Origin of the sequence: Pseudomonas sp. BF-R-19 (genome assembly GCF_019956445.1) — a bacterium.
In the GTDB taxonomy this organism is placed as follows: domain Bacteria; phylum Pseudomonadota; class Gammaproteobacteria; order Pseudomonadales; family Pseudomonadaceae; genus Aquipseudomonas; species Aquipseudomonas fluorescens_BH.
This window is the reverse complement of the sequence record NZ_JAHBDN010000072.1, coordinates 1-23626: the sequence shown is the minus strand read 5'-3', so window position 1 is coordinate 23626 and position 23626 is coordinate 1. Positions and strand designations below refer to the sequence as shown.

Below are 23626 nucleotides of genomic sequence, written 5' to 3'. Positions count from 1 at the left end.
ATTTGTGAACGACACAAAACCAATGTGGGAGCGGGCTTGCTCGCGAAGAGGCCCTCAAGTTCGCCGCAAAATTCAGATCAGGTTCAGGCCTTGCGCCAAACCCCTTTCCCACTCAACCGCTCCCGATCATGGGGCGCGGTGAAGTCCTGGGCCGGGCCTTTGGGCACCACACCCGTCGGGTTGATGGTGCGGTGGCTGGCGTAGTAGTGGTTCTTGATGTGGGTGAAATCCACCGTCTCGGCAACCCCCGGCCACTGGTAAATCTCCCGCAGCCAGTTCGACAGGTTCGGATAATCGGCAATCCGCCGCAGGTTGCACTTGAAGTGCCCGTAGTACACCGCATCGAAGCGAATCAGCGTGGTGAACAGGCGGATGTCCGCTTCGGTCAGGTACTCGCCAGCCAGATAACGGTTGGCGCCCAGCAGCAACTCCAGGCGGTCCAGTTCGGCAAACACCTCATCGAAGGCTTGTTCATAAGCCTGTTGCGACGTGGCAAAGCCGGCGCGGTACACGCCATTGTTCACCGCCGGGTAAATCCGTTCGTTCAGCGCATCGATCTCTCCGCGCAGCGGCGCCGGGTAGAAGTCCAGGTCGTTACCGGTCAAATCGTCGAAGGCGCCATTGAACATGCGGATGATTTCCGATGATTCATTGTTGACGATGCGCTGGTGCTGTTGGTCCCACAGCACCGGTACAGTGACGCGGCCGGTGTAGTCGGCGGTGTCGGCTGTGTAGCGCTGGTGCATGAAGTCGAAGTGATCGAGCTTGTCGCCGGTCGACCCGAGGTTCTGGTCGAAGGTCCAGCCGTTTTCCAGCATCAACCAACTGACCACCGAAACGTCGATCAGCTTTTCGAGGCCTTTGAGTTTGCGCAGGATCAAAGTGCGATGGGCCCATGGACAGGCCAGGGACACGTACAGGTGATAGCGCCCGGGCTCGGCCGCAAAACCGCCGACACCGGTCGGTCCCGGCTTGCCGTCAGCGGTCAACCAATTGCGACGCTGCGCCTGTTCACGCTGGAACGCGCCGTCCTTGCTGCTTTCGTACCACTTGTCCTGCCAGCGGCCATCCACTAACAAACCCATGTTCAAGACTCCCGAAACCCATAATCGATGGAGTCGAGTCTATTCCGATGAGTTCGAACAAAAAGCGCAAAGATCGGGCGTGAATGATCGATTAAATCGATTTATCCCGCGCCGCCCAGTATTTTTCAGCGGTTTCGAAGGCCTGTTCGCGGCTCTGTCCCAGGCCACGCAGGGCCAGGGCCATGGTCGAGATCAGGGCCATTTGCGGGTAGCTGTCGACCACATCGCCACGCCAGACCGCTTTCAAATGTTCAGGCTCGAGCGAGGCAGGTTTGACGTGACGCTGCGCCGACAACTGCGGCCATTCCTCGTCCCAGCTTTCACCCCCGCTCGTACCGTACAGGTGGCTGTCGGCGTCCGGGTTGATCTCGATCTCGCCGCCATCGCCCTTGATCACGATGGCCGTGTCACCCAGCAGGCCGCTGGCATCGCGATGCACCGCCTGATAACCCGGGTGGAAAATGCTCTGCAAGCCGCAACGGGCGCCCAGCGGATTGAGAATCCGCGCCAGCGAGTGGATTGGCGAGCGCAGGCCCAGGGTGTTGCGCAGGTCGATCATGCGTTGCAGCTGCGGCGCCCAGTCCATCAATGGCATGAAGGCCAGCCCGCCGTTATCCAGCGCCGAACCCACCTGTTGCCAGTTGCGGCACAGCGGGATGTTCAATTCGCCCAGCAGTTGCTCGCTGTACAGCCGACCGGCCGTGTGGGCGCCACCGCCGTGCATGAAAATCCGCACGCCGTTTTGCGCCAGGCACTTGGCTGCCAGTAGGTACCACGGCAAGTGCCGCTTCTTGCCGGCATAGGTCGGCCAGTCCAGATCCACCGCCAGCGCCGGAGGATTCAGGCGTTCGCGTAAGGCTTCGGTGAAGCCCGCCATCTCTTCCGCGCTTTCTTCCTTGTGCCGCAACAGCATCAGGAATGCGCCGAGTTGGGTTTCCTCGACTTTTTCATCGAACACCATGCCCATGGCTTCGCGGGCCTCGACCCGGGTCAAATCGCGGGCGCCGCGCTTGCCTTTGCCAAGGATCCGCACGAACTGGGCGAACGGATGCTCGGCGGGCGTTTCGAGTGTCAGTGCTGGGTAATCGTTCATAAGCAATTCGTCGGTTTGGGCAGGCCCGCCAGTTTCGCGGCGAGTTTGGCGGGAGTGCCTTTGAACAGTCGGTTCAGATGCAGGCTGTTGCCTTTTTCCGGGCCGAGTTTCAGGGCGGTGTACTTGATCAACGGGCGGGTGGCCGGTGACAGCTGGAATTCGGCGTAGAAACTGCGTAGCAGTTCGAGGACTTCCCAGTGTTCGGGCGTCAACTCGATGTCTTCGGTCGCCGCCAGGGCACTGGCCACATCCGCAGACCAGTCACTCAGTTCGACCAGGAAACCATCCTTGTCCAGCTCGATGGCGCGGGCGCCGACCGTCAATGCATTCATAGCCAACTGTTGACCTTGTCGTAGTGAATCGACAGTTCGACGAAGGCCGGGTAATCGATGGCTTTGGCCCAGTCTGGAACCGCAAGCGCACGGGCCTGGGCATCTTCGGCAAGCACGAACAGCTTCAGGCCACGTGCGCTGAGTGCCATGAACGGCGCGGTGCCTGGCTGCAACGCATAGGCTGCATCTCCAGACAACAGCAACCCGTCGCTGGCGCCGATCACGCGCAGGCAACTGGTCAGGTGTTCGTCGCCGAACGGGGAATGAGACAACACATGCAAAGTCGACATCAGAGGGTGATCACCTGGTCGTAACGGTCAATGAGGGCGGTGATTTCGTGGGCGGCCAACACCTGGGCTTCTTCCAGCGACAGGCCGCTCGGGTCCAGGCCACGCAGGGCGATGCTGTCGCCGCAGGCGAACAGTTCCTCGACACCGAACATCGGCAGGGCTTGCAGGTTGGCGCTCAGATCTTTCTGTTGCAGGGCCTTGGCGTTCTGGCTGGCGGACAGCTGGAACACGCCGTCATCGAGAAACAGCAGGCCGATCGGCAGGTCGAAGGCGCCGCCAGCGAGCACGATATCCAGCGCTTCCCGCGCGCCAGGGCCGGACCATGGCGACTGGCGGCTGATGATCAATATGGATTTGGCCATGTCATGCGCCTCCGAAACAGATCAGACGGTCGGCATCCTGCGCCGCGTCATGCAATTGGCCGAGGCCGGACAATTCCCACGGCGCGCCGACGGCTACCGCCTCGCGCTGATAGCGCCTGGCTTCTTCGTCGTTCAACACACCACGCCGCAGGGCAGCGGCGATGCACACCACGCCATCGAGTTGATGGTCGCTGACAAAGGCGCGCCACTGTTTGGGCAAGTCCAGTTCATCCTGGGGAGTGACCACACTGGCGGACGCGTTGTAGACGCCATCCTGATAGAAAAACAGCCGGACAATCTCGTGCCCGCCGGCCAGTGCCGCTTGGGCGAACAGCAAGGCGCGGCGCGAGGAGGGCGCGTGGGCGGCGGAAAACACGGCGATGGCGAACTTCATGACGGACTCGATCAGCGAAACTGCGGCCATGATAAAGCTTTATCGGCGGGGCAGCTAAATCGATGTTGTCTATTCTGGCCCCATCGCGAGCAAGCTCGCTCCCACAATTGTTTCGTGGTGGATTTCAATTTTGTATTCGACACCGATCCCCTGTGGGAGCGAGCTTGCTCGCGATGAGGGCCGCATAGGCACCGCCAAGCTCAGCGCGGCATATACCCCAACTGCCAGCGCCGCGGGATCTTCAACGACAATACCCCGAGCCCGGCAGCCAGCAGGCCACTGGCAAACAACGCCTTGAGCCCCAGATGATGTTCCAGCACGGCACCGAGTACCGCGCCGGCGAACATGCCGGTCCAGGGGATCAATTGCACGCGCCAGCCGCTACGGCGCTCGCCGAGCATCCAGCGGCCCAGCCCGCGGCCGAAACGCGACAGGGCACCGGTGACGTAGGTCAGACCCACCGGCAGGCCATTCACTTCTTCCACTGCGGCGTTGAGCATGCCCATTGCGATGATCGCCGCCAGCAGGGCCGGCAGTTGCGCCTCATAAGGCCAGGCTGCGGCGGCGCACAGCAGGGCGGCAATGCACAACAACAAGGGCAGCGCCCGGCGTCTGCCTAGCCGGTTGACGATAATGCCCAGCGCGTTACCGACGATGAAGGTGGCGACGAGGATCACCAGGCGCAGGGTCAACCCAAGGTCGCCAGCACTGATGGCGACCGCCATCCGGGTGGTATTGCCGCTCATGAACGAGACGAAGTCGCCGCTGGCCATGAAGCCGATGGCGTCGGTCATACCGGCCAACACCGAAAGCATGGCCACCAGGCTCAGGCCTATGCGCCCGCGCCATTTCTGCGTGTGCAAGTGACCGGGGCTGGCGTGGGTCCTGGCGGTGTTGGGCAGCATTGGCGACAGTATCCCTGAACAGTGCTTAGGGTTTTATCCCATTCAACTCGCAATACTCCAGCCAGTCCATGCCGGCCATTTCCGCCACTTCCCGGTGCACTTCCAGGCGCTGCGCTTCGTAGTCCTGGGGTGTGGCGGTGGTTAACTGCAGCGTCAGTTCCCAGGCAAACAACTGCTGGCGTTCTGCTTCAGCTTCAAACGCTTCGTGCAGCCGTTCCTCGCGATACTGAGCCGCCGTTTCACCCTTGGCCTGAGCCAACAGCGGGTTGAGGTGGTCGAGTTCTTCGCGCAACTCGGGGCGTGCATCGAGAAACCTCTTGAGTGCTTGCTCATGCTGCAGTTCGGTTGTCGCCATGGTCGCTCCTTGAGAACGGATTACGAGGATTGCTTCTTGCCGGCCTTGGCCGCTGCCGCCAGGCATTCGAGGGCAAACTGTTCGGTGTAGGTCATCTGGATCGGCGTGGTTTCGCCTTTGACAGTTCTTTCGCCGTCGAGGATGTAGCGAATCCGCTTGTCGGTGACACCGATTCGCTTGGCAATCCAGGAAGGCGTCTGACCGATCTGGCTGATCAGCTTGTCGGCATATTCAGTGCTCGGTTTGTAGAACTCGGCATTAGGTGTCATCAGGTTTCCAGTCAGGGGTGTAATGGGGCGTTATTGGCGCGACAGGGTGCGCGAATCGTTGCGCGCTGTCGCGGTATAAATGCAGTAAAGCAGAACGATACGGGCTGCCGGGGTGATAAAGTCCGCTTTTTCCCGATGAGTGAATGCAATGCGAATTCTGATGGTGGCGCTGGCCGTGACGTTGCTGGCCGGATGCGCTGGCTCGGCGATGAACGACGCCCGCACCAAGGCCCCGTACAAGACCCTGAACTCGGAAAAACCGGGAAAAGACGTCGCCCAGTGCGTGCAGTTTTCCTGGCAGGACGAGGCCGTGTTCGGCGTCGATGCCGCTGCCTATTTGCAACCGGGGGAGAAGGGCGGCACGACCGTTTACACCCGTTCGGCGGAGTCCTTCGTCGACGTGACCACCGATGCCTCGGGCACGGTGTTGAACTACTACGCACAGAAGGACGATTTCGTGGCCAAGCGCCGGTTGGCGGCGTTGGCGACTTGCCTGTGATTTGAAGGCTAACGCAAGTCCCTTGTGGGAGCGGGCTTGCTCGCGAAGGCGGCTGTTCAGCAGTATTGATGTCGACTGACCCACCGCTTTCGCGAGCAAGCCCGCTCCCACAGGGATTTGTGTGTGTCAGTAGTTCAGGCGCTTCTGGAAGAAGAAGTGCTTGTGGCCCGGCGGGTAATCGGCAATGTGCCCGATCTCGCTGTAGTCGCATTTCTTGTAGAACCCAGGCGCCTGGAATTCAAAGGTGTCGAGCCACAGCCCGACGCAGCGCCGTTCCCGCGCCAGGTCCTCGGCCATCTGCATCAGTTTCGATCCCAGGCCCTGTCCCCGGGCCTGTTCCGGCACTACCAGCAAGTCGATGTACAGCCACTGGTAAAACAATCGGCCATGCAGGCCGCCGAGGATCTCGTCGTTGTCGTCGCGCACCAGCAAGGCGATGTGCTCAGGCACGTTACCTTCGGCCTTCGAGCCGTTGTAGGCGCGCAGCGGTTTGAGGATGGCCTGTCGTTGTTCATCCGTGGGGTTATGCGACAGTTCGATACGCAAGTTCATGGCTATATCCTTATGGCATTGAAGCCGCAGCCTATCCCGGTTGCAGCGATTGTTCCATCCCCGGAAAAGTTGAACCGTCGCCAACGCGCAGCTTGCCTGAGGGGGCAAAGGCTGTCCGTTTTCACTTAACATATGGACCCTCAGACCAATAACAGGACGCGTTGTCATGTCGAACACAGCCGAGCGGGTCAACATCCTCGAGTCTCAGGTGTTGTCCCACGACTGGTACCTGCTCAAGAAAATCACCTTCGATTACCAACGCAACAACGGCGAGTGGCAACGCCAGGTCCGGGAGGTCTACGACCGTGGCAATGGCGCGGCGATTCTGCTGTACAACCGCGAAAAGAGGACCGTGGTACTGACCCGGCAATTTCGCCTGCCGGTGTTCGTCAATGGTCACGATGGGCTGTTGATCGAAGTGGCGGCGGGGCTGCTGGAAGGCGCGGCGCCTGAAGACCGCATCCGCGACGAAGCGGAGGAAGAGACGGGGTATCGCGTGCACCATGTGCAGAAGGTGTTCGAGGCATACATGAGCCCCGGTTCGGTGACGGAAAAACTGCACTTCTTCATTGCCGAATACGACGCGAAGTCGAAAGTCAGCGACGGTGGCGGGCTGGAGTCGGAAACCGAAGAGCTGGAAGTGCTGGAGTGGGCGTTCGACGACGCGCTCGAAGCGTTTTACCGCGGCGAAATCTGCGACGCCAAGACCATCATGCTGTTGCAGTATGCGGCGATGAAAAACCTCTTCGCCCAAGCATGATCAAAAGCCTGGCAGGCGTGCCGTGCCGGGCCATTGCCCACCCTCCAGCGTCAGCAACAGCTCCTTCGCTTCAAGTCCGCCGGCAAACCCGGTGAGCTTGCCCGACGCGCCAATCACCCGATGACAGGGCGCCACGATCGAAATCGGGTTCTTGCCATTCGCCGCGCCCACCGCCCTGACCGCCGCCGGGTTGCCGATCTGTTCGGCGATCTGGCTGTAGCTGCGGGTCTCGCCGAACGGGATGGTCAGCAGCGCCGCCCAGACCTTCTTCTGGAATTGCGTGCCGGCAAAATCCAGATCCAGTTCGAAACGATCGCGGGTGCCGGAAAAATATTCGCGTAGCTGCGCAGCCGTGCGCACCAGGATCGGATTGTCCGGCGCTTCGCTCATCGGCCCCAGGCGCACCCGCCCGGGTTTGTCGTTTTCCCAGAGGATGGCCGCCAGTCGTGAACCGTTCGCGACCAGCTTCAACTGGCCCACGGGTGAAGCCACGGTGGTGCAGGTATAGGTCATGCCAGGGCTCGCGCAAAATTGCTGAACAGGCGTTAAGGATACTGCCTCGACGGGGAGGCGCAATACGTAATCCCGACCATACTTGGCAACGGCTTTTGAAACGTTTCCCTGTTTAATGACAAGAAGAGACCGACTCATGAAGTACGAACCTTTTGCCAAATCGCTGATTGCGACCTCATTGGCGCTCAGCTGCCTGACCGCCCACGCCGCCTCCGTGGCCCCGGCTACCGGGGAAAACGGCATGGTGGTAACGGCCCAGCACCTGGCCAGCCATGTGGGCGTGGATGTGCTGAAGAACGGCGGTAATGCAGTGGATGCTGCGGTCGCTGTCGGCTATGCGCTGGCGGTGGTGTACCCCGCGGCAGGCAACCTCGGCGGCGGTGGTTTCATGACCATACAACTGGCGGACGGGCGCAAGACCTTCCTCGATTTCCGTGAAAAGGCGCCACTGGCCGCAACCGCCAACATGTACCTGGACAAGGAGGGCAACGTCGTTCCCGATCTGAGTACCCGTGGCCACCTGGCCGTGGGCGTGCCGGGCACCGTTTCGGGCATGGAACTGGCGCTGTCCAAATACGGCACCAAGCCGCGCAAGGAAATCATCGCCCCGGCCATCAAGCTGGCCGAAGACGGTTTCGTGCTGGAGCAGGGGGATGTCGATCTGCTGGACTACGCCACGGACATGTTCAAGAAGGACATCAAGGATTCCGGCGCGATCTTCCTCAGCAAGGGCGAGCCGATGCAGGTCGGCCAGAAACTGGTGCAAAAGGACCTGAGCAAGACCTTGCGGGAGATCTCCGACAAAGGCGCCGACGGTTTCTATAAAGGTTGGGTGGCCGACGCCATCGTCACCTCGAGCCAGGCCAACAAGGGCATCATCACCCAGGCCGACCTCGACAAATACAAGACCCGTGAACTGGCGCCCATCGAGTGCGACTACCGTGGCTACCACGTGGTTTCCGCACCGCCACCGAGCTCCGGCGGCGTGGTGATCTGCGAAATCATGAACATCCTCGAAGGCTATCCGATGAAGGATCTGGGCTATCACTCGGCCCAGGGCATGCACTATCAGATCGAAGCGATGCGCCACGCCTATGTGGACCGCAACAGCTACCTGGGCGACCCGGATTTCGTGAAGAACCCGATTGCCCACCTGCTGGATAAAAACTACGCGACCAAGCTGCGCGAAGCGATCAAGCCGCAAAAAGCCGCGATTTCCAGTGAACTCAAGCCCGGTGTAGCGCCCCATGAAGGCAGCAACACCACGCATTACTCCATCGTCGACAAGTGGGGCAACGCGGTGTCGGTGACCTACACCCTCAACGACTGGTTCGGTGCCGGCGTGATGGCGAGCAAGACCGGGGTCATCCTCAACGATGAAATGGACGACTTCACCTCGAAGATCGGCGTACCGAACATGTACGGCCTGGTGCAGGGCGAGGCCAACGCCATCGCGCCCGGCAAGGCGCCGCTGTCGTCCATGAGCCCGACCATCGTCACCAAGGACGGCAAAGTGGTGATGGTGGTCGGCACTCCGGGCGGCAGCCGCATCATCACCGCGACCTTGCTGACCATGCTCAACGTGATCGACTACGGCATGAACATCCAGGAAGCGGTCGATGCACCGCGTTTCCACCAGCAGTGGCTGCCGGAGGAAACCAACCTGGAAGCCTTCACCACCAGCCCGGACACGGTGAAAATCCTCGAAAGCTGGGGTCACAAGTTCGCCGGTCCACAGGATGCCAACCACCTGGCGGCGATCCTGGTCGGCGCGCCATCCCTGGGTGGCAAACCGGTAGGCAAGAACCGTTTCTACGGGGCGAACGACCCACGGCGTAACACCGGGTTGTCGCTGGGTTATTGAGGGTTGTGTCTGGAGGGGGACGGGCTTATGTTCGTCCCCTGACCCCTCGACATCACAAGGAAGGAAATCATGACCACTGCACTGTTAATCATCGACGTTCAGCAGGCATTGTGCTCCGGTGAATACGAGTGTTTCGAGATCGGACGGGTTATCGATACGATCAACGATCTCTCGGCCCGGGCCCGCAAGGCCGAAGTTCCTGTGGTGCTGATCCAGCACGAAGAAGCGGGCAGCCCGCTGGCGCATGAAGCTGCCGGCTGGCAACTGGCGGAAGGGCTGGAAACCTCGCCAAAGGACCACCGCGTGCGCAAGACCACCGGGGATTCGTTCTATCAGACCAACCTGCAAAAACTGTTGCCGAAAGAGGACTTCGAGCGCCTGGTCATCTGCGGCCTGCAGACTGATTACTGCGTCAACGCCACCGTGCGCCAGGCCCTGAAACTGGGCTACGACGTGGTGCTGGCGGGCGACGCGCATTCCACCGTCGACAACGGCAACCTGACCGCCGAAGACATCATTGCCGAGCACAACAAGGACCTGAAGCGCCTGACCGGTTCCGTGGCGCGGATCGATGTAATACCGGCCAAGGACATCCGTTTCTGAAACCACCACATCCCCCCTGTAGGAGTGAGCCTGCTCGCGATGACGTCATTACAGCCAACATTGATGTTGACTGACCCACCGCCATCGCGAGCACATTCAACATTGATATCGGCTGACCCACCGCTATCGCGAGCAAGCTCGCTCCCACAATAATTTCGGTCGCTGGCAGATGTTGCATACACCCACTAACCCTGTGGGAGCGAGCCTGCTCGCGATGAGGCCAGCACATTCAACATTGATATCGGCTGACCCACCGCTATCGCGAGCAAGCTCGCTCCCACAGTAATTTCGGTCGCTCGCAGATTTCGCGTACACCCACTAACCCTGTGGGAGCGAGCTTGCTCGCGATGGCGTCATTACAGCCAGCATTGATGTTGGCTGACCCAGCGCTATCGCGAGCAAGCTCGCTCCCACAGGACCTACACCGCTCCGAAAATCTCGATCAGTTCGTTGAGGAACGCACTCACCAAGTCCCGCTGCCGCGCCGAATGTCTTACCGCCGCATGAAAGCTGACTTCATAGCGCAACAGGTCCGGGTTCAGCGGGTGTAACTGCCCCAGCTGTTCATGGCGGGTCGCGTAGTGCTGCGGCAGAAACCCCAGGTGCTGGCCGGACAGGATCAGCAGGGCTGCGCCGTCCATGCTGTCGGTGAGCACGGTCAGGCGTTCGATGGACGTGGGGGCCGGCATTTCCGGCAGCGGATGGCTCGGCCAGACCCAGTCAAACTGGCTGACATCTTCGCGAGTCAGTGCGCCGACCTTGCCGAACAGCGGATGCGAAGGCGCGCAATAAGCGATCTGGGTTTCCGGGAACAGCGGGAAATAATCGATGCTGGGCAAGCGATGCCAGAAGTAACCGATGGCCAGGTCGATATGGCCGTTGATGATTTTTTCTTCCAGCAGCGACGACGACAGCTCGGTGAAATGGAAGTACAGCCCCTCGTGCCGCGCTCGCAGCCGGGCAATGGCCAAGCCGATTTTCCTGTTCGCCACCGGATCGATTTGCCCCAGCAGGCCGATGTTGATACTGCCCGAGACTTTGCGGTTGATGTGCTGCACCTCGACCCGGAAACCTTCGGCCGCCGCCAGCAAGCGTCGGGCCGCGTCGATGAACTGAGTGCCTTTGGGCGTTACCGAAAACCCGCCGCGCCCGCGTTCGCACAGACGGAAACCAACCCGCGCTTCCAGCGTCGCCAACTGCGCGCTGATCGTGGGTTGCGTGGTATTGAGCGCGGTTTGTGCCGCCGAGATGCCGCCCGCCTCGACGACGGTCAGAAATACCCGGATCAGGCGCAGATCCAGCTCCGTTACAGTTCCCAGCATGGGGGCTCCCGATTCTCGCTTACATAGGTGCTGATCTATGTGAACAGTGTGCCTGCGATATTTTATTGCCCGAACTCACGCCCTACATTGCCGTGAAACCAGCGTCATCGTCAGATTTTTATGGAGTTTCACCTGATCTGGACGTCGTAGCGAGCGCTGTACCCACAAAAATAACAAACAACAGCATAGGAACAATCGTATGTCAGGTTCCCCAGTGTCTGCGCACGCCGCCGAGGCGAGCGGCGGGTTGGCCATCGAAGGCCACTCCATCGACTACATCCCGGAAAGCGAACGCCACGCCAAACTCAGCAGCCAGGGGCCTTTCTGGTTCCTGGGCAACTTCCACTTCTTCACCATTTCCATTGGTTTTGTCGGCCCGAGCCTCGGCCTGTCCGCGTTGTGGACCATGCTCGCCGGTGCCCTGGGCATTATGTTCGGCACCATTTTCATGGCGTTTCACGGTTCCCAGGGCCCGGAAATGGGCCTGCCGCAGATGATCCAGTCCCGCGCCCAGTTCGGCTATCGCGGGGTGATCCTGGCGTTGATGGCGACGATGTTTGTGTTCGTCGGTTTCAACGTGGTGAACATCTCGCTGATCATGAACGGCCTGGAGCATGTGTTTGGCATCGATCCGACCATCGTCGCCGTGGCCGTGGTGCTGATCGGCGCGCTGTTGTCGATCTACGGCCACGACCTGATGCACAAGGCCTTCAAGTGGGCCTTGCTGGCGACCTTGCCACTGTACGCACTGGTGACCATTGCCCTGATGTTCGGCGCGGGCCAGGAAGGCGTCACGCCAGCGACCGACCTGGGCTTCAACTGGGTGGCTTTCGCCACGCTGTTCGCCATCGGCGCGAGCTACAACATTTCCTATGCACCCTACGTGTCTGACTATTCCCGTTACCTGCCGAAAAACACCAGCCGGGCGAAACTGATCGCCGCGGTGTTCATCGGCGCCTCGTTGTCCGGCAGCTGGATGATCGGCCTTGGTGCCTGGCTGGCTCAGGAGCTGAAAGCGGTGGATGCGCTGGTGGCGTTGAATCAGGTCGGCTCCTCGATGGTGCCGGGGCTGGGCAATCTGTTGGTGATCGTCTCGGTGGCGGGCTTCCTGCCGATCATCGCGCTCAACACCTACAGCGCCATGCTGACGCTGCTGACCGGCGTCGACTCGATCAGGAAAATCACCCCGACACCCCGCGCCCGTGTGCTGTCGATCAGTGTGATCAGCGTCATTCTGTTGACCTGCGTGCTGTCGATCAAAGGTGACGGCATCGCCCTGTTGAACACCTTCCTGGTGTTGTTGCTGTACTTCCTCGTGCCGTGGACCGCCGTCAACCTGGTGGACTATTTCTTCGTGCGCAAGGGCCGCTACGCGATCCCGCATTTCTTCACGCCAAACGGCATCTACGGCGCCTGGCAATTTCGCGGCATCGTTTCGTACCTGATCGGCTTCGCCGCCATGGTGCCGTTCTTCTACATATTCGATGCCGCCGCCGGCAAAGAAGTCTTCGTCGGCCCGCTGGCGCGAGTGCTGGAAGGCGTGGACATCGCCTGGCTGGTGGGCCTGGTGGTGTCGGGGCTGACCTACTACCTGCTCAGCCGCTCGATTGACCTGGCCGCCGAACGCCGGGTGATCGACGCGCTGAGCGAGAGCGACATCGTCGCCATGACCCATTCATCTGCGGAGGCAGGGCGTTGAACAGCGTAAAAAATACCGTGGTCGCCTGTTGCCAACTGGCACCGAAAATCGGCGACCTGGCCCACAACCGCACGCTCACCGAACGCGCGATTCGCCAGGCAGCCTTACAGGGTGCGCAAGTGGTGGTGCTGCCAGAACTGGTGCAGAGCGGCTATCTGTTCGCCGATCGTGAGGAAGCGCTGTCACTGGCGGAAACCGTTGACGGTCCGACCTTGCAACTGTGGCAGGCCCTGGCCCGTGAGCTGAACCTGGTGATCGTCGGCGGATTCTGCGAGCGCCTGCCCGGTGACGAACTGGCCAACAGCGCGGCGATGATCGACGCCAATGGCCTGCGCGCGGTGTACCGCAAGGCGCATCTGTGGGATGCCGAGAAGGACATCTTCACGGCCAGCGATGCGCCGCCGCCGGTGGTCGAAACGGTGCATGGACGGCTCGGCATGCTGATTTGCTACGACCTGGAGTTCCCCGAGTGGGTGCGCCTTCCGGCGCTGGCCGGGGCCGATCTGCTGTGTGCGCCGGTCAATTGGCCCGACGGTCCGCGGCCGCAAACCGAGCGCCCGGCCGAAGTGCTGCGGGTGCAGGCCAATGCCTCGGTCAACCGCATGTTCATCGCCGCCTGTGATCGCTATGGCCATGAACGCGGGGTCGGCTGGGTCCAGGGCTCGGTCATCGTCGATGCTGACGGCTACCCGTTGGCCGGGCCGGCGGAGCAGGGCGGCGAGCAAATCCTGCTGGCGACGCTGAACCTCGCCGAGGCGCGCAACAAGCGCATCAGTGCGCGCAACGACCTGCATCAGGACCGCAGGCCGCAGCTGTATGGGCTGCACAGCACTTTGTGACCGATGATGTCATTGCGTGCTGGACGCCCATCACGGGCCTATGGCATCGTCGAAACCAAAGGCCATGCAGTGAACGGGATCGCAATGATGGGGGAGGGAAATAAAGTCGACGGTGACGCAACTATGGTCACGCTCAAGGCGTTCAATCATTGCGTATTGCACCTTGGCCGGCTGGCGCGGGAGAGCGGGGCGTCGCGATTCATCGCCGATGGCCTGCAGGCATTCGGTCAACTGGTGCCCTTCGCGTCTGCCTGGTGGGGCGAGATGTCGACCCCAGGTCCTGATGTTCCCCCTCAGAGCTGGATGCACGGCAGCATCAATCTCCCCGAATCCTTTGCCGCCGAATGGCATCCGGTGGCGGCAAACGACCAGTTCTCCCACGCCACGCTCAATCGTCCCGGTGAGGTGGTGCGCGACAACGGTTTCAACGACCCGTGCGAGGCGGTCAACGATTTCGCCCGGCGCTACGATCTCTACCACTTGATGAGCATCACCTATGAGCTGCCCGAAAGCGGCTTGATGTTTTTCGTCTGCCTCTACCGTGGCCAGGGTGAACAGGCGTTCGAGGAGAACGAAGCCGAGCTGTTTTCGGCATTCTGCGATCACCTGTTCCAGCTGTGGCGGTTCCAGGTGCAGGACATGATCCGCTTCGACAGCGAAAACGGCGCGAGTGATTTTGGCGTCGCGCGCATGGATGGCAGCCTGCTGTATGTGGGCGCCAGGTTGTGCGCCGCCATTCAACGCGAATTACCCGGCTGGAGCGGTTCAATGCTGCCGGGCGAGGTGATCGCGCAACTGTCGAAGGCGCCCTGCGTGATCCGCCTGGGCCGCTGCGCCCTGACCCTGAGCCCCAACGCCGGACATGTCATCCTGTCCCTGGAAGCACCGTCGGGCGGGGACGGCCTGGCGCCACGGGAACGCACGGCAGCGATGCTGTTCGCCGCCGGCCACTCCTACAAGGAAATCGCCAAAATGCTCGCCCTGAGCCCCGCGACCGTACGCACCTACCTGCGCAATTGCTACTTGCAACTGGGTGTGAAAAGCAAGGTGGAACTGGGCTCGGCCCTGCGTTCGCCGGGTGCGCTGGCGGAGTCCGTGCGCCGGGATTAATCCCAGCCGTTTCAATTATTTGCCTTACCCCTCCTCATTTGCAGAGGTCCATTCGAACGCTGCGCCCTATAGGGTAGGTCCTGTCTATCAGGGGCTGGCGCAGTCGCTTCGGGCCGCTTCAAAACAATAAGAACAGGGGTGAGGCATTTGAGACTTTCCAGGCTTTTTGTCGCCGTCGCGGCGACGACGGCATTTTCCGGCATGGCGTGGGCGGCGACACCCGCCGACACGGTCATGCGCAATGGCTACGTCTACACCGTCGATGGCCAGGATTCCGTGCAGCAGGCCATTGCCATTTCGGGCGGCAAGATCGTCTATGTCGGCAGCGATGCCGGGGTCGACGCCTACATCGGCAAGCAAACACAACTGATCGACCTGGCCGGGCGCATGCTGATGCCGGGCTTCGTCGATGCGCACATGCACCCGGGGGATGGCGGTCGGGCCATGACCTTGTGCGACCTGAAATACCAGACCATGACCCGCGCACAGTTTCAGGCGAGCATCCAGGCTTGCCTCGATGCCGACAAGGACAAGGGCCCGGACGTGTGGCTGGAAGTCGGCAGCTGGGACCGCATGGGCATGACCGGGCTCGACGGCGACGCTGACAAATCGACCCTGGACGCGCTCAAGACCAAGCGTCCGATCCAGGTGCGCTCCACCGACTTCCACACCGTGCTGACCAACTCTCGCGGCCTGGAACTGGCCGGCATCAACAAGAAAACCGCCGACCCCGAAGACGGCAAATACCGACGCGACAGCGCCGGCAACCCGAACGGCATCTGTGAAGACGGCGCCGCCGAATCGTTGGCCGCCGTGGTGCCGCCTGCGACCGACGCGGAAAAACTCAATCAGGTTCGTGCAGCCCTCGACGCCATGCGCCAGCAAGGCATCACCAGTTTCATGGATGCGCTGTCCGGCCCGGAAAACGGCAAAGCCTTCACCAGCCTGCAAAAGTCCGGCGAGCTGACCGCCCGGGCCTTGCTGGCGATCAAGCTGGACCCGGCCGCCGCTGCCGCCGACCCGGTGAAAACCATCGCCGAGGCCAAGACCCTGGCCAGCACCTACGACCAGGGCGAAGTGCATGTCGCGCCGGGCGTGAACATGCGCCACGTCAAACTGTTCATGGACGGCATCATCAATGCCCCGGCGGACACCGGCGCCATGTTGACCCCGTACATGCACAACAGCGGCACCGACAAGGCGCCGAAGTGGACACCGGGCAAGAACCTTGGCGAACTGTACTTCCCGCCGAAAGTGCTCAATCCGTTGTTGCTGCAAGCGGTCAAGGCCGGTTTCGATCCACACCTGCACGCCACCGGCGAGCGCGCGGTGCGCGATGCACTGGACAGCGTGGCCTACGTGCGCAAGGAACTGCCCGGTCAGGACTTCCACCCGGCCATCGCCCACGCCGAGTCTGTCGACCCTGCCGACTATTCGCGTTTCAAGGCACTGGACGTCACGGCCACCATGTCGTTCCAGTGGGCACAGCAGGCACCGTCCACGGTCGACGGCACCAGTGATCACCTTGGTGCCGAGCGATTCGAACGCATGGAGCCATCGGGCAGCATCGCCCATGCCGGCGGCCGAGTGGCGTTTGGCAGCGATTGGCCGGTCGATCCCCTCGATGAGTTCCTTGCGCTGAAAGTCGGTGTCACCCGTTCCGGCGACCCGACCAATCCGCACAGCTATGGGCCGAAGTATGCCGGGCGACTCAATGCCGATCCGGCGCTGTCGCGAGCCGAAGCGCTGCGCAGCATCACCCTCAGTTCCGCCGAACAGCTGAAGCTGGACGCGGTGCTGGGTTCGGTCGAAGTCGGCAAGTTCGCTGACCTGATCGTGCTCGACAAGAACTTCATGCAGGTGCCCGAGGAGGAACTGGGCCGCAATGACGTGCTGCTGACGCTGGTCGGCGGCAAAGTCGTGTGGGCCAAGGCGCCGTTCCTGGGGCTTGCGCCACACGTGGTTTCCCAAGCGGTTACTTCCCGATCCGCACAATAAAAACTAGAGAGCGTCCCGATGCGATTGATTCCAAACCTGTTGGCCGCCGCGCTGGCCTTGTCGTCGGTGCAGGCCATGGCCGCCGCTGACCTGGTGTTGTTCAACGGCAAGGTCTTTACCGCCGAACCCGGCCAGGCACTGGTGCAGGCTGTTGCGGTGCAAGACGGCAAGATTCTGAAAGTGGGCAGCGATGCCGAAATCAATGCCCTGGCCGATGCCAAGACCCAGCGCATCGACCTGGCGGGCAAAGTGTTGATGCCAGGCATGATCGACACCCACAGCCACCCGGTCTCGGGCGCTTTCGACAGCATGAAGGCCAACCTGCTGGACGAGGTCAAACCCTTGCCGGAACTGGAGCAATGGTTGATCGAAGAGGACAAGGCCGGACGTGCCCGTTCCGGTGATGTGATCAGTGTGGCCGGGGTCAGTTCGGCCTACTGGGAGAAAAGCCGTGAACTGGGCAAGGTGTTCAACCAGGGCCGCTGGGTTGATCAGCCCATCGTCTTCAGCGGCATCGACGGCCACACCGGTTGGGCCAACAACGCGATGCTCAAGCGTCTGAACATCGACGCGGCACTGGTCAAGAGCCTGCCGGAGAAAGAGCGCAGCTTCGTCGGCCATGAAGCGGACTTCACCCCTAACGGCTACTTCGCCGAATCCCGCTGGGATGTGGTGCGCAACGGTGTTCCGGCGCCCACCCCGGAGGCCATGCTCAAGGCCGCTCGCGAGGCGGTGAAGATCAACAATCAATTCGGCGTCACCGCCTGGATGGACGCGGCGGCGAACGGCGGCAGTGAAGATTCGCTGTTCGATTTCCATGCCACCGCGGAAAGTGTCGGCGTACTGCCGTTGTACAAGGAGTTGGCGCAGAACGGCGAACTCAGTGCCCACGTCGCCGCGTTGATGGTCACCAACCCGAAGAGCAAGCCTGCCGACCTGGAAGTGATCGCCACGGTGATGAAGCAGTTCGATGGCGTGCCTAACCTGACGTTCCCCGGCGTGAAGATATTTGTCGACGGTATTCTCGAGTTCCCGGGACAAACTGCGGCAGTCGTCGTGCCGTACAAGAACAGCCACAAGGACGGCCAACTGCTGACCGACCCGGCGCACTTCGGTGAACTGGTGGTGGCGGCGGAAAAACGCGGCTGGATCGTGCACATGCACGCCGTCGGCGACCGCGCGGTGCGTGAAGCGCTCAATGGCGTGGCGTATGCGCGCAAGCTCAGCCCGACGCCTGTACCCCACAGCATCGCGCACCTGCAGCTGGTCAACCCCAAGGAGTTTCCGCGCTTCAAGCAACTGGGCGTGATCGCCTCGATGCAACTGCTGTGGGCCACCGGCGAGTCCTACACCGTCGAACTGGTCAAACCCTACATCAGCGCCTTTGCCTACGGTTACCAGTATCCCGCGCGGTCCCTGCATAACGCCGGCGCGACGATTGCCGGTGGCAGCGACTGGCCGGTGTCGAGCGCCAACCCGTTCAACGCCATTGCCCAGGCCAGCACGCGCAAGGGTCCGTTGGGCGTACTCAATGCCAAGGAAAGCATCGACCGCCAGACCATGTTCTACGCCTACACCATCAATGCGGCGAAAACCCTGCGCCTGGAGCAGCAGATCGGTTCGCTGGCACCGGGCAAGCAGGCCGACCTGATCATCCTCGACCGCGATGTGTTCAAGGTCAGCGATGACGACCTGTTCGAAACCAAAGTCCTGAACACCTTCTTCGCCGGCAAGCAGGTCTACGCCCCAGCGTCCTGACCTGCGTACACCCAGCACACGCAAAAACCGCCAGCCCCTCGTCGCGCGAGGGGCCTGGCATCGCCATGCCTGAAATTCCCCGTACGCCATAACAACAAGAGAACTGTATGAACGCACTTTCAGCATTGACCCTCGCGACACTGGCATTGATCCCCCTGAGCAGCCAGGCCCTGACCCTCAACGATGATTTCAGCCTGGAGATGACCCTGGGCGTCGTCAGCGACTACCGCACCCGGGGCATCTCGCAGACCCTGGGCGATCCGGCAGTGCAGGGCGGTGCAACGCTGCTGCACAGCAGCGGCCTGTATATCGGCGCCTGGACCTCCAACGTCGATTTCGGCGGCGGCTTCGACACCCGGCAGGAGCGTGAGTACTACGCCGGTTACTACTGGCAGGCCACGGACGCCATCAGCCTGGACCTGGGCTACATCAAGTACGACTACCCGAAAAACTCCGAATTCAACCTCAGCGAGGCGTACGCCGTTCTCGACCTGTACGGCGTGAAGCTGGGTGCCTATTACTCCAAGGACACACCGAACTTCTTCGGCGAGGACCAGGACACCCTTTACACCTACGTGGGCTACAAAATCGATTTGCCGGCCGAAGTCGGCCTGGACCTGCGCTTTGGGCGCAACGATGTGAATGACCCCGCGTTCTGGTCCGCCAATGGCGATAGCCGTGAGTCTTACTACGAGTGGGAAGCCAAGTTGACCCGCGACTTCGTCGGCGTCACCTGGGGGCTGAGCTATGTCGACACCGACTTGTCGAAAAGCGAGTGCAGCAGTTGGTACGGCTATGACGACCTCTGTTCGGCGACAGTTGTAGCCAGCGCAACCAAGACCTTTTAAATTCCGTCCCTGACAACAAAAACAGTTCCACAAAGGAAACACCGTCATGAGTGCGCAACGCAGTCCCCTGATCGAGACCCGCTCGATCGATTTCATTCCCGAGGCTGAGCGACACGGCAGTCTCTACAGCCAGTTCACCCTGTGGCTCGGCGCCAACCTGCAAATCACCGCCATCGTCACCGGCGCCCTGGCCGTGGTGCTGGGCGGCGATGTGTTCTGGTCGCTGATCGGCTTGCTGATCGGGCAAGTACTCGGCGGTGCCGTGGTGGCGCTGCACGCGGCGCAAGGGCCGAAGCTCGGGCTGCCGCAGATGATCTCCAGCCGCGTGCAGTTCGGGGTGTATGGCGCGGCGATCCCGATTGTCCTGGTGTGCCTGATGTACCTGGGTTTCAGCGCCACCGGCGCGGTGTTGTCGGGGCAAGCGATCGCACAGTTGATCAGTGTCAGCGACAGCACCGGCATCCTGATTTTCGCGGCGAGCATCGCGTTCCTGACGATCTTCGGTTATCGGGTGATTCACCTGGTCGGGCGAGTGACCAGCGTGCTGGGCATCATCGCCTTCGCCTACCTGTTCACCCGGTTGATGACCCTCAACGACATCGGCCTGCTGCTCGACAATCGTCATTTTGGCTGGAGCACCTTCCTGCTGGCGGTTTCGCTCTCGGCGTCCTGGCAGATCGCCTTCGGCCCTTACGTTGCGGACTACTCGCGCTACCTGCCGAGCAAGACTTCGTCGTGGAAAACCTTCACCGCCGTGGGTCTGGGCACGGTGCTGGGGGCTCAGACTTCAATGGTGCTGGGGGTGTTCGCCGCCGCACTGGCCGGGGCCAGTTTCCGTGGGCATGAAGTGGCGACCATTGTCGGCCTGGGCAGTAGCGGTGTGATCGCGTCCTTGCTGTACCTGAGCATTGTGTTCGGCAAGGTCACGGTGTCTACCCTCAACGCCTACGGCAGTTTCATGTGCATCGCCACCATCATCAGTGGCTTTCGTCGTCGCCTGGAAATCACCGCCCGCCAGCGCATGCTGTTTGTGCTGCTGATCGTCGCGGCGTCCACCGCGCTGGCATTGCTGGGGCAGTACTCGTTCCTCAACTCGTTCAAGTACTTCATCCTGTTTTTGCTGACGTTCTTCACCCCGTGGAGCGCGATCAACCTGGTGGATTACTACTTCATCAACAAGGAGCGTTACGACATTCCTGCATTGTCCGACCCGAATGGGCGCTACGGTCGCTGGAACGTGTTGGGGATCAGCGTGTACGTGATTGGCGTGTTGATCCAGTTGCCTTTTGTCGACACCCATTTCTACTCCGGGCCGATGGTTGCGCAACTGGGCGGCGTGGATATTTCATGGATCGTCGGGCTGCTGGTGCCGGGGGTGATCTATTACGCGCTGGCCAAGCCGTCGATGAGTGGCGTGGTGGTTGAGCGGGGGTAATGCCCGCATTTGTGGCGAGGGAGCTTGCTCCCGCTGGACTGCGCAGCAGTCCCATCTTTTGGGGCCGCTTCGCGCCCCAGCGGGAGCAAGCTCCCTCGCCACAGGTTCAGCGTTTACCCGTTAGCGCTTCGGCAGTTTCCAGCGCTCGCGCAACTGCTCGTACTGCACTTCAGGCAGTTGCACCAGCACCGGGGATTTGCCCGGGTCCAGCCAGTCGAACAATCGCGCGATATCCGCCGGGTCCATGGCCGTACAGCCACGGGTAGGTGCCGTGGGGCCGCGCCAGATGTGGAAGAAAATGCACGAACCGGCAGCGGGAGAGGCCGGAGTGTTGTGCTGGATGACAATGCCTTGGCGGTACAGCTCATCCGAGCGGCGCATCCGTTCGGAGCTGCTCCAGTCCTTTTCCACGACCGCTCCGTCGACCAGTTCGTTGTAGCGAGTCGATTGGCTGTCATCCACGCATTCGATGGTCGGCGTCAACGGTAGATAAGGCAGGCGGGTTTCGGCCGAAGGCGCGTAGCCGAACGCCGTGCCCAGCTTGAACATTCCAGCCGGCGCCTTGCCATCGCCTTCCTGTTTCACCGGTCCTTCAGGTTGCCCGATATCGAGCAGCCCCTTGCCCCAACCCATGCCGTTCTTGCCAAGAACGACTGCAAAGGGCGCTTCGAGTTTCTGCAAGGTCTGCCCGTGCCGTTCATAGCGCTGGGCAGTGCCCTGGATGTCATCCCAGCCTTTACTGGTGACCACGATCAGTTGGTCGCTGCCGTCGAGTCCCTGGGCCATTGCGGCCAGCGGAAACAGCGCCACCAACAGGGTTTTGAGCAGAATGTTCATGGCGCCATCGGCGTGATGGGGAAATCCATGACGTCCGGCTTCGGCGGATTCCCGCTGTACGTGAAGTGCCACCACTCGGCCGAATAACCCACAAAGCCTTCCTTGGCCATGGCACTGGTCAGGCGTTGGCGATTGGCTTTGGCCGTGGCGTTGACCAGCGCCGAGTCGGTATGGGCCCGCTCATCGAAGCAATCGAAACCGGTGCCCATGTCGAGCGCGCCGTCGCGCCAGCGCTGGCCGTAAGGGGCGGTGCAATCCACTGGAGTGACCGAAGGCGCCCAGGTGTCGGCAGGCAGGGCGTCGGGGCCGGTCATCGTCAGGTCGACGGTGTTGCCCCGGGAATGATTGGACACCCGGGCCACATAACCCAGGCGCCAGAAGTCCTGCTTGTCGACCCGTGGATAGAACTCGGTCTTGAGCGGGTCGCCAGGTTCGGTGGCGAAGCGGCCCATGTCCGCCACTGCGCGGGTCGGGCGATAGCAGTCGAATACTTTCAAGCCGTAGCCTTCGGCTTTCAGTGAGCTTTGCACTCGGGCTAACGCCTTGGCAGCGTCCTCCGACAGCAGGCATTCCGCCGCCTGGTAGCCGTCGAGCGGGTGCCCGGTGAAGTTGTGCGCGCTGGCGTAGCGGATGTCCTGCTCGATGCCCGGGTCGACGCTGCGCACATACACCATGTGCCCGGGTTTCGGCTCGTCGGCCATGCACGGCGTGGCAAGGCTCAGGCACAGCAACAACAGACAGGGTGAACGCGACATCGGAAACGGCTCCATGCATGACCAGTCATTCCATCATGGCTTGAAACCGTCCGTACCTCCATGAAGTTGTTGATCAGCGTGATAGGACGAACGCACCAGCGGCCCGGACGCCACGTTCTTGAAGCCCATGCGTGTGCCTTCTTCGGCGAACCAGGCAAAGGTGTCCGGGTGCACGAAGCGCTGCACCGGCAAGTGGCTGCGCGAAGGTTGCAGGTATTGGCCGAGGGTCAGCATGTCGATGTCGTGCTCGCGCATGCGCTGCATGACCTCGATGACTTCCTCGTCGGTTTCGCCAAGGCCCAGCATCAGGCCGGATTTGGTCGGCACATGGGGCACCGATTGCTTGAATTTCTGCAGCAGGTCCAGCGACCACTCGAAGTCCGAACCCGGTCGCGCGGCCTTGTACAGGCGCGGTACGGTTTCCAGGTTGTGGTTGAACACATCCGGTGGCTCATTGGCAGTGATCGCCAGGGCCACGTCCATGCGTCCGCGATAATCCGGCACCAGGGTTTCCAGTTGAATGCCGGGCGACAGCTTGCGGATCTCGCGCAGGCAATCGACAAAGTGTTGGGCGCCGCCGTCGCGCAAGTCGTCGCGGTCCACCGAGGTGATCACCACGTACTTCAGGCGCAGCTCGGCGATGGCCACGGCCAGGTTCATCGGCTCGTTGGCGTCCAGCGGTTTGGGCCGGCCATGGCCGACATCGCAGAACGGGCAGCGGCGGGTGCAGATGTCGCCCATGATCATGAAAGTCGCGGTGCCACCGGAAAAACATTCACCGAGGTTCGGGCACGAAGCTTCTTCGCAGACGCTGTGCAGCTTGTGCTTGCGCAGCAGCTGCTTGATCCGGTCGACCTCGGGAGAGATCGGCATGCGCACGCGAATCCAGTCGGGTTTGCGCGGGAATTCATCCGTGGGAATGATCTTCACCGGGATCCGCGCGACCTTTTCCGCGCCGCGCAGTTTGGTGCCGATTTCTACTTTTGCCGGGCTCTTGCCGGTCGATTCGACAATGGCATTCATCGTTATTTCCTTGTGCAACAGCCGCAGAACCTGTGGGAGCGGGCTTGCTCGCGAAGGCGGCGTGCCAGTCAATACTGATGTCGACTGACACGGCCCCTTCGCGAGCAAGCCCGCTCCCACAAGGGG

The 23626-nt window shown here is 61.5% G+C and carries 26 protein-coding genes; 11 read left to right on the top strand and 15 right to left on the bottom strand.

The features are described 5' to 3' along the window. Positions 1-83 precede the first annotated feature (83 nt). From KGB28_RS21595 to KGB28_RS21555, 9 genes are all read right to left on the bottom strand, one after another. The gene (locus tag KGB28_RS21595; RefSeq protein WP_223447806.1) at positions 84-1085 is read right to left on the bottom strand and encodes a glutathione S-transferase family protein; all 1002 of its coding nucleotides are present in this window, start codon (positions 1083-1085) and stop codon (positions 84-86) included. 91 nt (positions 1086-1176) lie between these two features. Then, a complete protein-coding gene (locus KGB28_RS21590; RefSeq protein WP_223447805.1) occupies positions 1177-2178 on the bottom strand; it encodes a glycosyl transferase family protein in 1002 nt (333 codons plus the stop codon). Next, positions 2175-2510 (bottom strand): TusE/DsrC/DsvC family sulfur relay protein, encoded by a 336-nt coding sequence (locus KGB28_RS21585; RefSeq protein WP_223447804.1) that lies wholly within the window; start codon positions 2508-2510, stop codon positions 2175-2177. The genes KGB28_RS21590 and KGB28_RS21585 overlap by 4 nt, the downstream gene beginning before the upstream one ends. Beyond that, positions 2507-2800 (bottom strand): sulfurtransferase complex subunit TusB, encoded by a 294-nt coding sequence (gene tusB / locus KGB28_RS21580; protein WP_223447803.1) that lies wholly within the window; start codon positions 2798-2800, stop codon positions 2507-2509. The genes KGB28_RS21585 and tusB overlap by 4 nt, the downstream gene beginning before the upstream one ends. Then, complete coding sequence (gene tusC / locus KGB28_RS21575; RefSeq protein WP_223447802.1) at positions 2800-3162, bottom strand: sulfurtransferase complex subunit TusC; 363 nt, start codon at positions 3160-3162, stop codon at positions 2800-2802. Before tusC ends, tusB begins: the two co-directional genes overlap by 1 nt. Before the next feature lies 1 nt (position 3163). Further along, complete coding sequence (gene tusD / locus KGB28_RS21570) at positions 3164-3556, bottom strand: sulfurtransferase complex subunit TusD (protein ID WP_223447817.1); 393 nt, start codon at positions 3554-3556, stop codon at positions 3164-3166. Positions 3557-3756: 200 nt separating this feature from the next. Continuing rightward, positions 3757-4461, bottom strand: a complete 705-nt coding sequence (locus tag KGB28_RS21565) for a YoaK family protein (protein WP_223447801.1) — start codon at positions 4459-4461, stop codon at positions 3757-3759. A gap of 25 nt (positions 4462-4486) precedes the next feature. Next, entirely contained in the window at positions 4487-4816 is a 330-nt protein-coding gene (locus KGB28_RS21560; protein ID WP_223447800.1) for a DUF6388 family protein, read from the bottom strand. Positions 4817-4836: 20 nt separating this feature from the next. Next, positions 4837-5085 (bottom strand): hypothetical protein, encoded by a 249-nt coding sequence (locus KGB28_RS21555; protein WP_008049352.1) that lies wholly within the window; start codon positions 5083-5085, stop codon positions 4837-4839. 148 nt (positions 5086-5233) lie between these two features. On the opposite strand from KGB28_RS21555, the gene KGB28_RS21550 reads away from it, so the two are divergent. Continuing rightward, positions 5234-5584, top strand: a complete 351-nt coding sequence (locus KGB28_RS21550; RefSeq protein ID WP_223447799.1) for a hypothetical protein — start codon at positions 5234-5236, stop codon at positions 5582-5584. Positions 5585-5710: 126 nt separating this feature from the next. Here the strand turns inward: KGB28_RS21550 and KGB28_RS21545 are convergent, their stop codons facing one another. Further along, positions 5711-6136 (bottom strand): GNAT family N-acetyltransferase, encoded by a 426-nt coding sequence (locus KGB28_RS21545; RefSeq protein ID WP_223447798.1) that lies wholly within the window; start codon positions 6134-6136, stop codon positions 5711-5713. 166 nt (positions 6137-6302) lie between these two features. Between KGB28_RS21545 and KGB28_RS21540 the strand changes: the two genes are divergently transcribed. Next, the gene (locus KGB28_RS21540) at positions 6303-6896 is read left to right on the top strand and encodes an NUDIX domain-containing protein (RefSeq protein WP_223447797.1); all 594 of its coding nucleotides are present in this window, start codon (positions 6303-6305) and stop codon (positions 6894-6896) included. Here KGB28_RS21540 and KGB28_RS21535 read toward each other — a convergent pair whose 3' ends face one another. Continuing rightward, the gene (locus KGB28_RS21535; protein WP_223447796.1) at positions 6897-7409 is read right to left on the bottom strand and encodes a methylated-DNA--[protein]-cysteine S-methyltransferase; all 513 of its coding nucleotides are present in this window, start codon (positions 7407-7409) and stop codon (positions 6897-6899) included. It abuts the gene before it with no gap. Positions 7410-7545: 136 nt separating this feature from the next. Between KGB28_RS21535 and ggt the strand changes: the two genes are divergently transcribed. Continuing rightward, positions 7546-9273: a gamma-glutamyltransferase gene (gene ggt / locus KGB28_RS21530; RefSeq protein ID WP_223447795.1), complete on the top strand. Its 1728-nt coding sequence runs from the start codon at positions 7546-7548 to the stop codon at positions 9271-9273. A gap of 69 nt (positions 9274-9342) precedes the next feature. Further along, positions 9343-9876 (top strand): cysteine hydrolase family protein, encoded by a 534-nt coding sequence (locus KGB28_RS21525; protein ID WP_223447794.1) that lies wholly within the window; start codon positions 9343-9345, stop codon positions 9874-9876. 419 nt (positions 9877-10295) lie between these two features. On the opposite strand, the gene KGB28_RS21520 is transcribed toward KGB28_RS21525, so the two are convergent. After that, positions 10296-11198, bottom strand: a complete 903-nt coding sequence (locus tag KGB28_RS21520; RefSeq protein WP_223447793.1) for a LysR family transcriptional regulator — start codon at positions 11196-11198, stop codon at positions 10296-10298. A gap of 199 nt (positions 11199-11397) precedes the next feature. On the opposite strand from KGB28_RS21520, the gene KGB28_RS21515 reads away from it, so the two are divergent. The 7 genes from KGB28_RS21515 to KGB28_RS21485 all read left to right on the top strand — a co-directional run bounded on the left by KGB28_RS21515 (position 11398) and on the right by KGB28_RS21485 (position 20885). Continuing rightward, positions 11398-12897: a purine-cytosine permease family protein gene (locus tag KGB28_RS21515; RefSeq protein WP_223447792.1), complete on the top strand. Its 1500-nt coding sequence runs from the start codon at positions 11398-11400 to the stop codon at positions 12895-12897. After that, on the top strand, positions 12894-13736 hold the full coding sequence (locus KGB28_RS21510) for a nitrilase family protein (RefSeq protein ID WP_223447791.1): 843 nt from the start codon (positions 12894-12896) through the stop codon (positions 13734-13736). Before KGB28_RS21515 ends, KGB28_RS21510 begins: the two co-directional genes overlap by 4 nt. 87 nt (positions 13737-13823) lie before the next feature. Continuing rightward, positions 13824-14846 carry a helix-turn-helix transcriptional regulator gene (locus tag KGB28_RS21505; protein ID WP_223447790.1) on the top strand — a complete coding sequence of 341 codons (1023 nt, stop codon included), beginning with the start codon at positions 13824-13826 and terminating at the stop codon, positions 14844-14846. Positions 14847-15047: 201 nt separating this feature from the next. Further along, a complete protein-coding gene (locus KGB28_RS21500) occupies positions 15048-16844 on the top strand; it encodes an amidohydrolase (RefSeq protein ID WP_223447816.1) in 1797 nt (598 codons plus the stop codon). A gap of 18 nt (positions 16845-16862) precedes the next feature. Then, positions 16863-18602: an amidohydrolase gene (locus KGB28_RS21495; RefSeq protein WP_223447789.1), complete on the top strand. Its 1740-nt coding sequence runs from the start codon at positions 16863-16865 to the stop codon at positions 18600-18602. A gap of 107 nt (positions 18603-18709) precedes the next feature. Further along, a complete protein-coding gene (locus tag KGB28_RS21490; RefSeq protein ID WP_223447788.1) occupies positions 18710-19450 on the top strand; it encodes a TorF family putative porin in 741 nt (246 codons plus the stop codon). Positions 19451-19496: 46 nt separating this feature from the next. Beyond that, the gene (locus KGB28_RS21485) at positions 19497-20885 is read left to right on the top strand and encodes a purine-cytosine permease family protein (protein WP_223447787.1); all 1389 of its coding nucleotides are present in this window, start codon (positions 19497-19499) and stop codon (positions 20883-20885) included. Positions 20886-21005: 120 nt separating this feature from the next. Here KGB28_RS21485 and KGB28_RS21480 read toward each other — a convergent pair whose 3' ends face one another. Genes KGB28_RS21480 through lipA form a run of 3 tightly spaced genes read right to left on the bottom strand, consistent with a single transcriptional unit; the run spans position 21006 to position 23500 of the window. Continuing rightward, positions 21006-21722 carry a L,D-transpeptidase gene (locus tag KGB28_RS21480; RefSeq protein WP_223447786.1) on the bottom strand — a complete coding sequence of 239 codons (717 nt, stop codon included), beginning with the start codon at positions 21720-21722 and terminating at the stop codon, positions 21006-21008. Continuing rightward, positions 21719-22477 carry a M15 family metallopeptidase gene (locus KGB28_RS21475; RefSeq protein ID WP_223447785.1) on the bottom strand — a complete coding sequence of 253 codons (759 nt, stop codon included), beginning with the start codon at positions 22475-22477 and terminating at the stop codon, positions 21719-21721. The genes KGB28_RS21480 and KGB28_RS21475 overlap by 4 nt, the downstream gene beginning before the upstream one ends. A gap of 33 nt (positions 22478-22510) precedes the next feature. Further along, positions 22511-23500 (bottom strand): lipoyl synthase, encoded by a 990-nt coding sequence (gene lipA, locus KGB28_RS21470; RefSeq protein WP_223447784.1) that lies wholly within the window; start codon positions 23498-23500, stop codon positions 22511-22513. Positions 23501-23626: the final 126 nt, after the last annotated feature.

Excerpts from the sequence above, each read along its gene's own strand:
- KGB28_RS21595 (WP_223447806.1), bottom strand. The coding sequence starts at position 1,085 with ATGGGTTTGTTAGTGGATGGCCGCTGGCAGGACAAGTGGTACGAAAGC.
- KGB28_RS21590 (WP_223447805.1), bottom strand. The coding sequence starts at position 2,178 with ATGAACGATTACCCAGCACTGACACTCGAAACGCCCGCCGAGCATCCG.
- KGB28_RS21585 (WP_223447804.1), bottom strand. The coding sequence starts at position 2,510 with ATGAATGCATTGACGGTCGGCGCCCGCGCCATCGAGCTGGACAAGGAT.
- tusB (WP_223447803.1), bottom strand. The coding sequence starts at position 2,800 with ATGTCGACTTTGCATGTGTTGTCTCATTCCCCGTTCGGCGACGAACAC.
- tusC (WP_223447802.1), bottom strand. The coding sequence starts at position 3,162 with ATGGCCAAATCCATATTGATCATCAGCCGCCAGTCGCCATGGTCCGGC.
- tusD (WP_223447817.1), bottom strand. The coding sequence starts at position 3,556 with ATGAAGTTCGCCATCGCCGTGTTTTCCGCCGCCCACGCGCCCTCCTCG.
- KGB28_RS21565 (WP_223447801.1), bottom strand. The coding sequence starts at position 4,461 with ATGCTGCCCAACACCGCCAGGACCCACGCCAGCCCCGGTCACTTGCAC.
- KGB28_RS21560 (WP_223447800.1), bottom strand. The coding sequence starts at position 4,816 with ATGGCGACAACCGAACTGCAGCATGAGCAAGCACTCAAGAGGTTTCTC.
- KGB28_RS21555 (WP_008049352.1), bottom strand. The coding sequence starts at position 5,085 with ATGACACCTAATGCCGAGTTCTACAAACCGAGCACTGAATATGCCGAC.
- KGB28_RS21550 (WP_223447799.1), top strand. The coding sequence starts at position 5,234 with ATGCGAATTCTGATGGTGGCGCTGGCCGTGACGTTGCTGGCCGGATGC.
- KGB28_RS21545 (WP_223447798.1), bottom strand. The coding sequence starts at position 6,136 with ATGAACTTGCGTATCGAACTGTCGCATAACCCCACGGATGAACAACGA.
- KGB28_RS21540 (WP_223447797.1), top strand. The coding sequence starts at position 6,303 with ATGTCGAACACAGCCGAGCGGGTCAACATCCTCGAGTCTCAGGTGTTG.
- KGB28_RS21535 (WP_223447796.1), bottom strand. The coding sequence starts at position 7,409 with ATGACCTATACCTGCACCACCGTGGCTTCACCCGTGGGCCAGTTGAAG.
- ggt (WP_223447795.1), top strand. The coding sequence starts at position 7,546 with ATGAAGTACGAACCTTTTGCCAAATCGCTGATTGCGACCTCATTGGCG.
- KGB28_RS21525 (WP_223447794.1), top strand. The coding sequence starts at position 9,343 with ATGACCACTGCACTGTTAATCATCGACGTTCAGCAGGCATTGTGCTCC.
- KGB28_RS21520 (WP_223447793.1), bottom strand. The coding sequence starts at position 11,198 with ATGCTGGGAACTGTAACGGAGCTGGATCTGCGCCTGATCCGGGTATTT.
- KGB28_RS21515 (WP_223447792.1), top strand. The coding sequence starts at position 11,398 with ATGTCAGGTTCCCCAGTGTCTGCGCACGCCGCCGAGGCGAGCGGCGGG.
- KGB28_RS21505 (WP_223447790.1), top strand. The coding sequence starts at position 13,824 with ATGGGGGAGGGAAATAAAGTCGACGGTGACGCAACTATGGTCACGCTC.
- KGB28_RS21500 (WP_223447816.1), top strand. The coding sequence starts at position 15,048 with ATGGCGTGGGCGGCGACACCCGCCGACACGGTCATGCGCAATGGCTAC.
- KGB28_RS21495 (WP_223447789.1), top strand. The coding sequence starts at position 16,863 with ATGCGATTGATTCCAAACCTGTTGGCCGCCGCGCTGGCCTTGTCGTCG.
- KGB28_RS21490 (WP_223447788.1), top strand. The coding sequence starts at position 18,710 with ATGAACGCACTTTCAGCATTGACCCTCGCGACACTGGCATTGATCCCC.
- KGB28_RS21485 (WP_223447787.1), top strand. The coding sequence starts at position 19,497 with ATGAGTGCGCAACGCAGTCCCCTGATCGAGACCCGCTCGATCGATTTC.
- KGB28_RS21480 (WP_223447786.1), bottom strand. The coding sequence starts at position 21,722 with ATGAACATTCTGCTCAAAACCCTGTTGGTGGCGCTGTTTCCGCTGGCC.
- KGB28_RS21475 (WP_223447785.1), bottom strand. The coding sequence starts at position 22,477 with ATGTCGCGTTCACCCTGTCTGTTGTTGCTGTGCCTGAGCCTTGCCACG.
- lipA (WP_223447784.1), bottom strand. The coding sequence starts at position 23,500 with ATGAATGCCATTGTCGAATCGACCGGCAAGAGCCCGGCAAAAGTAGAA.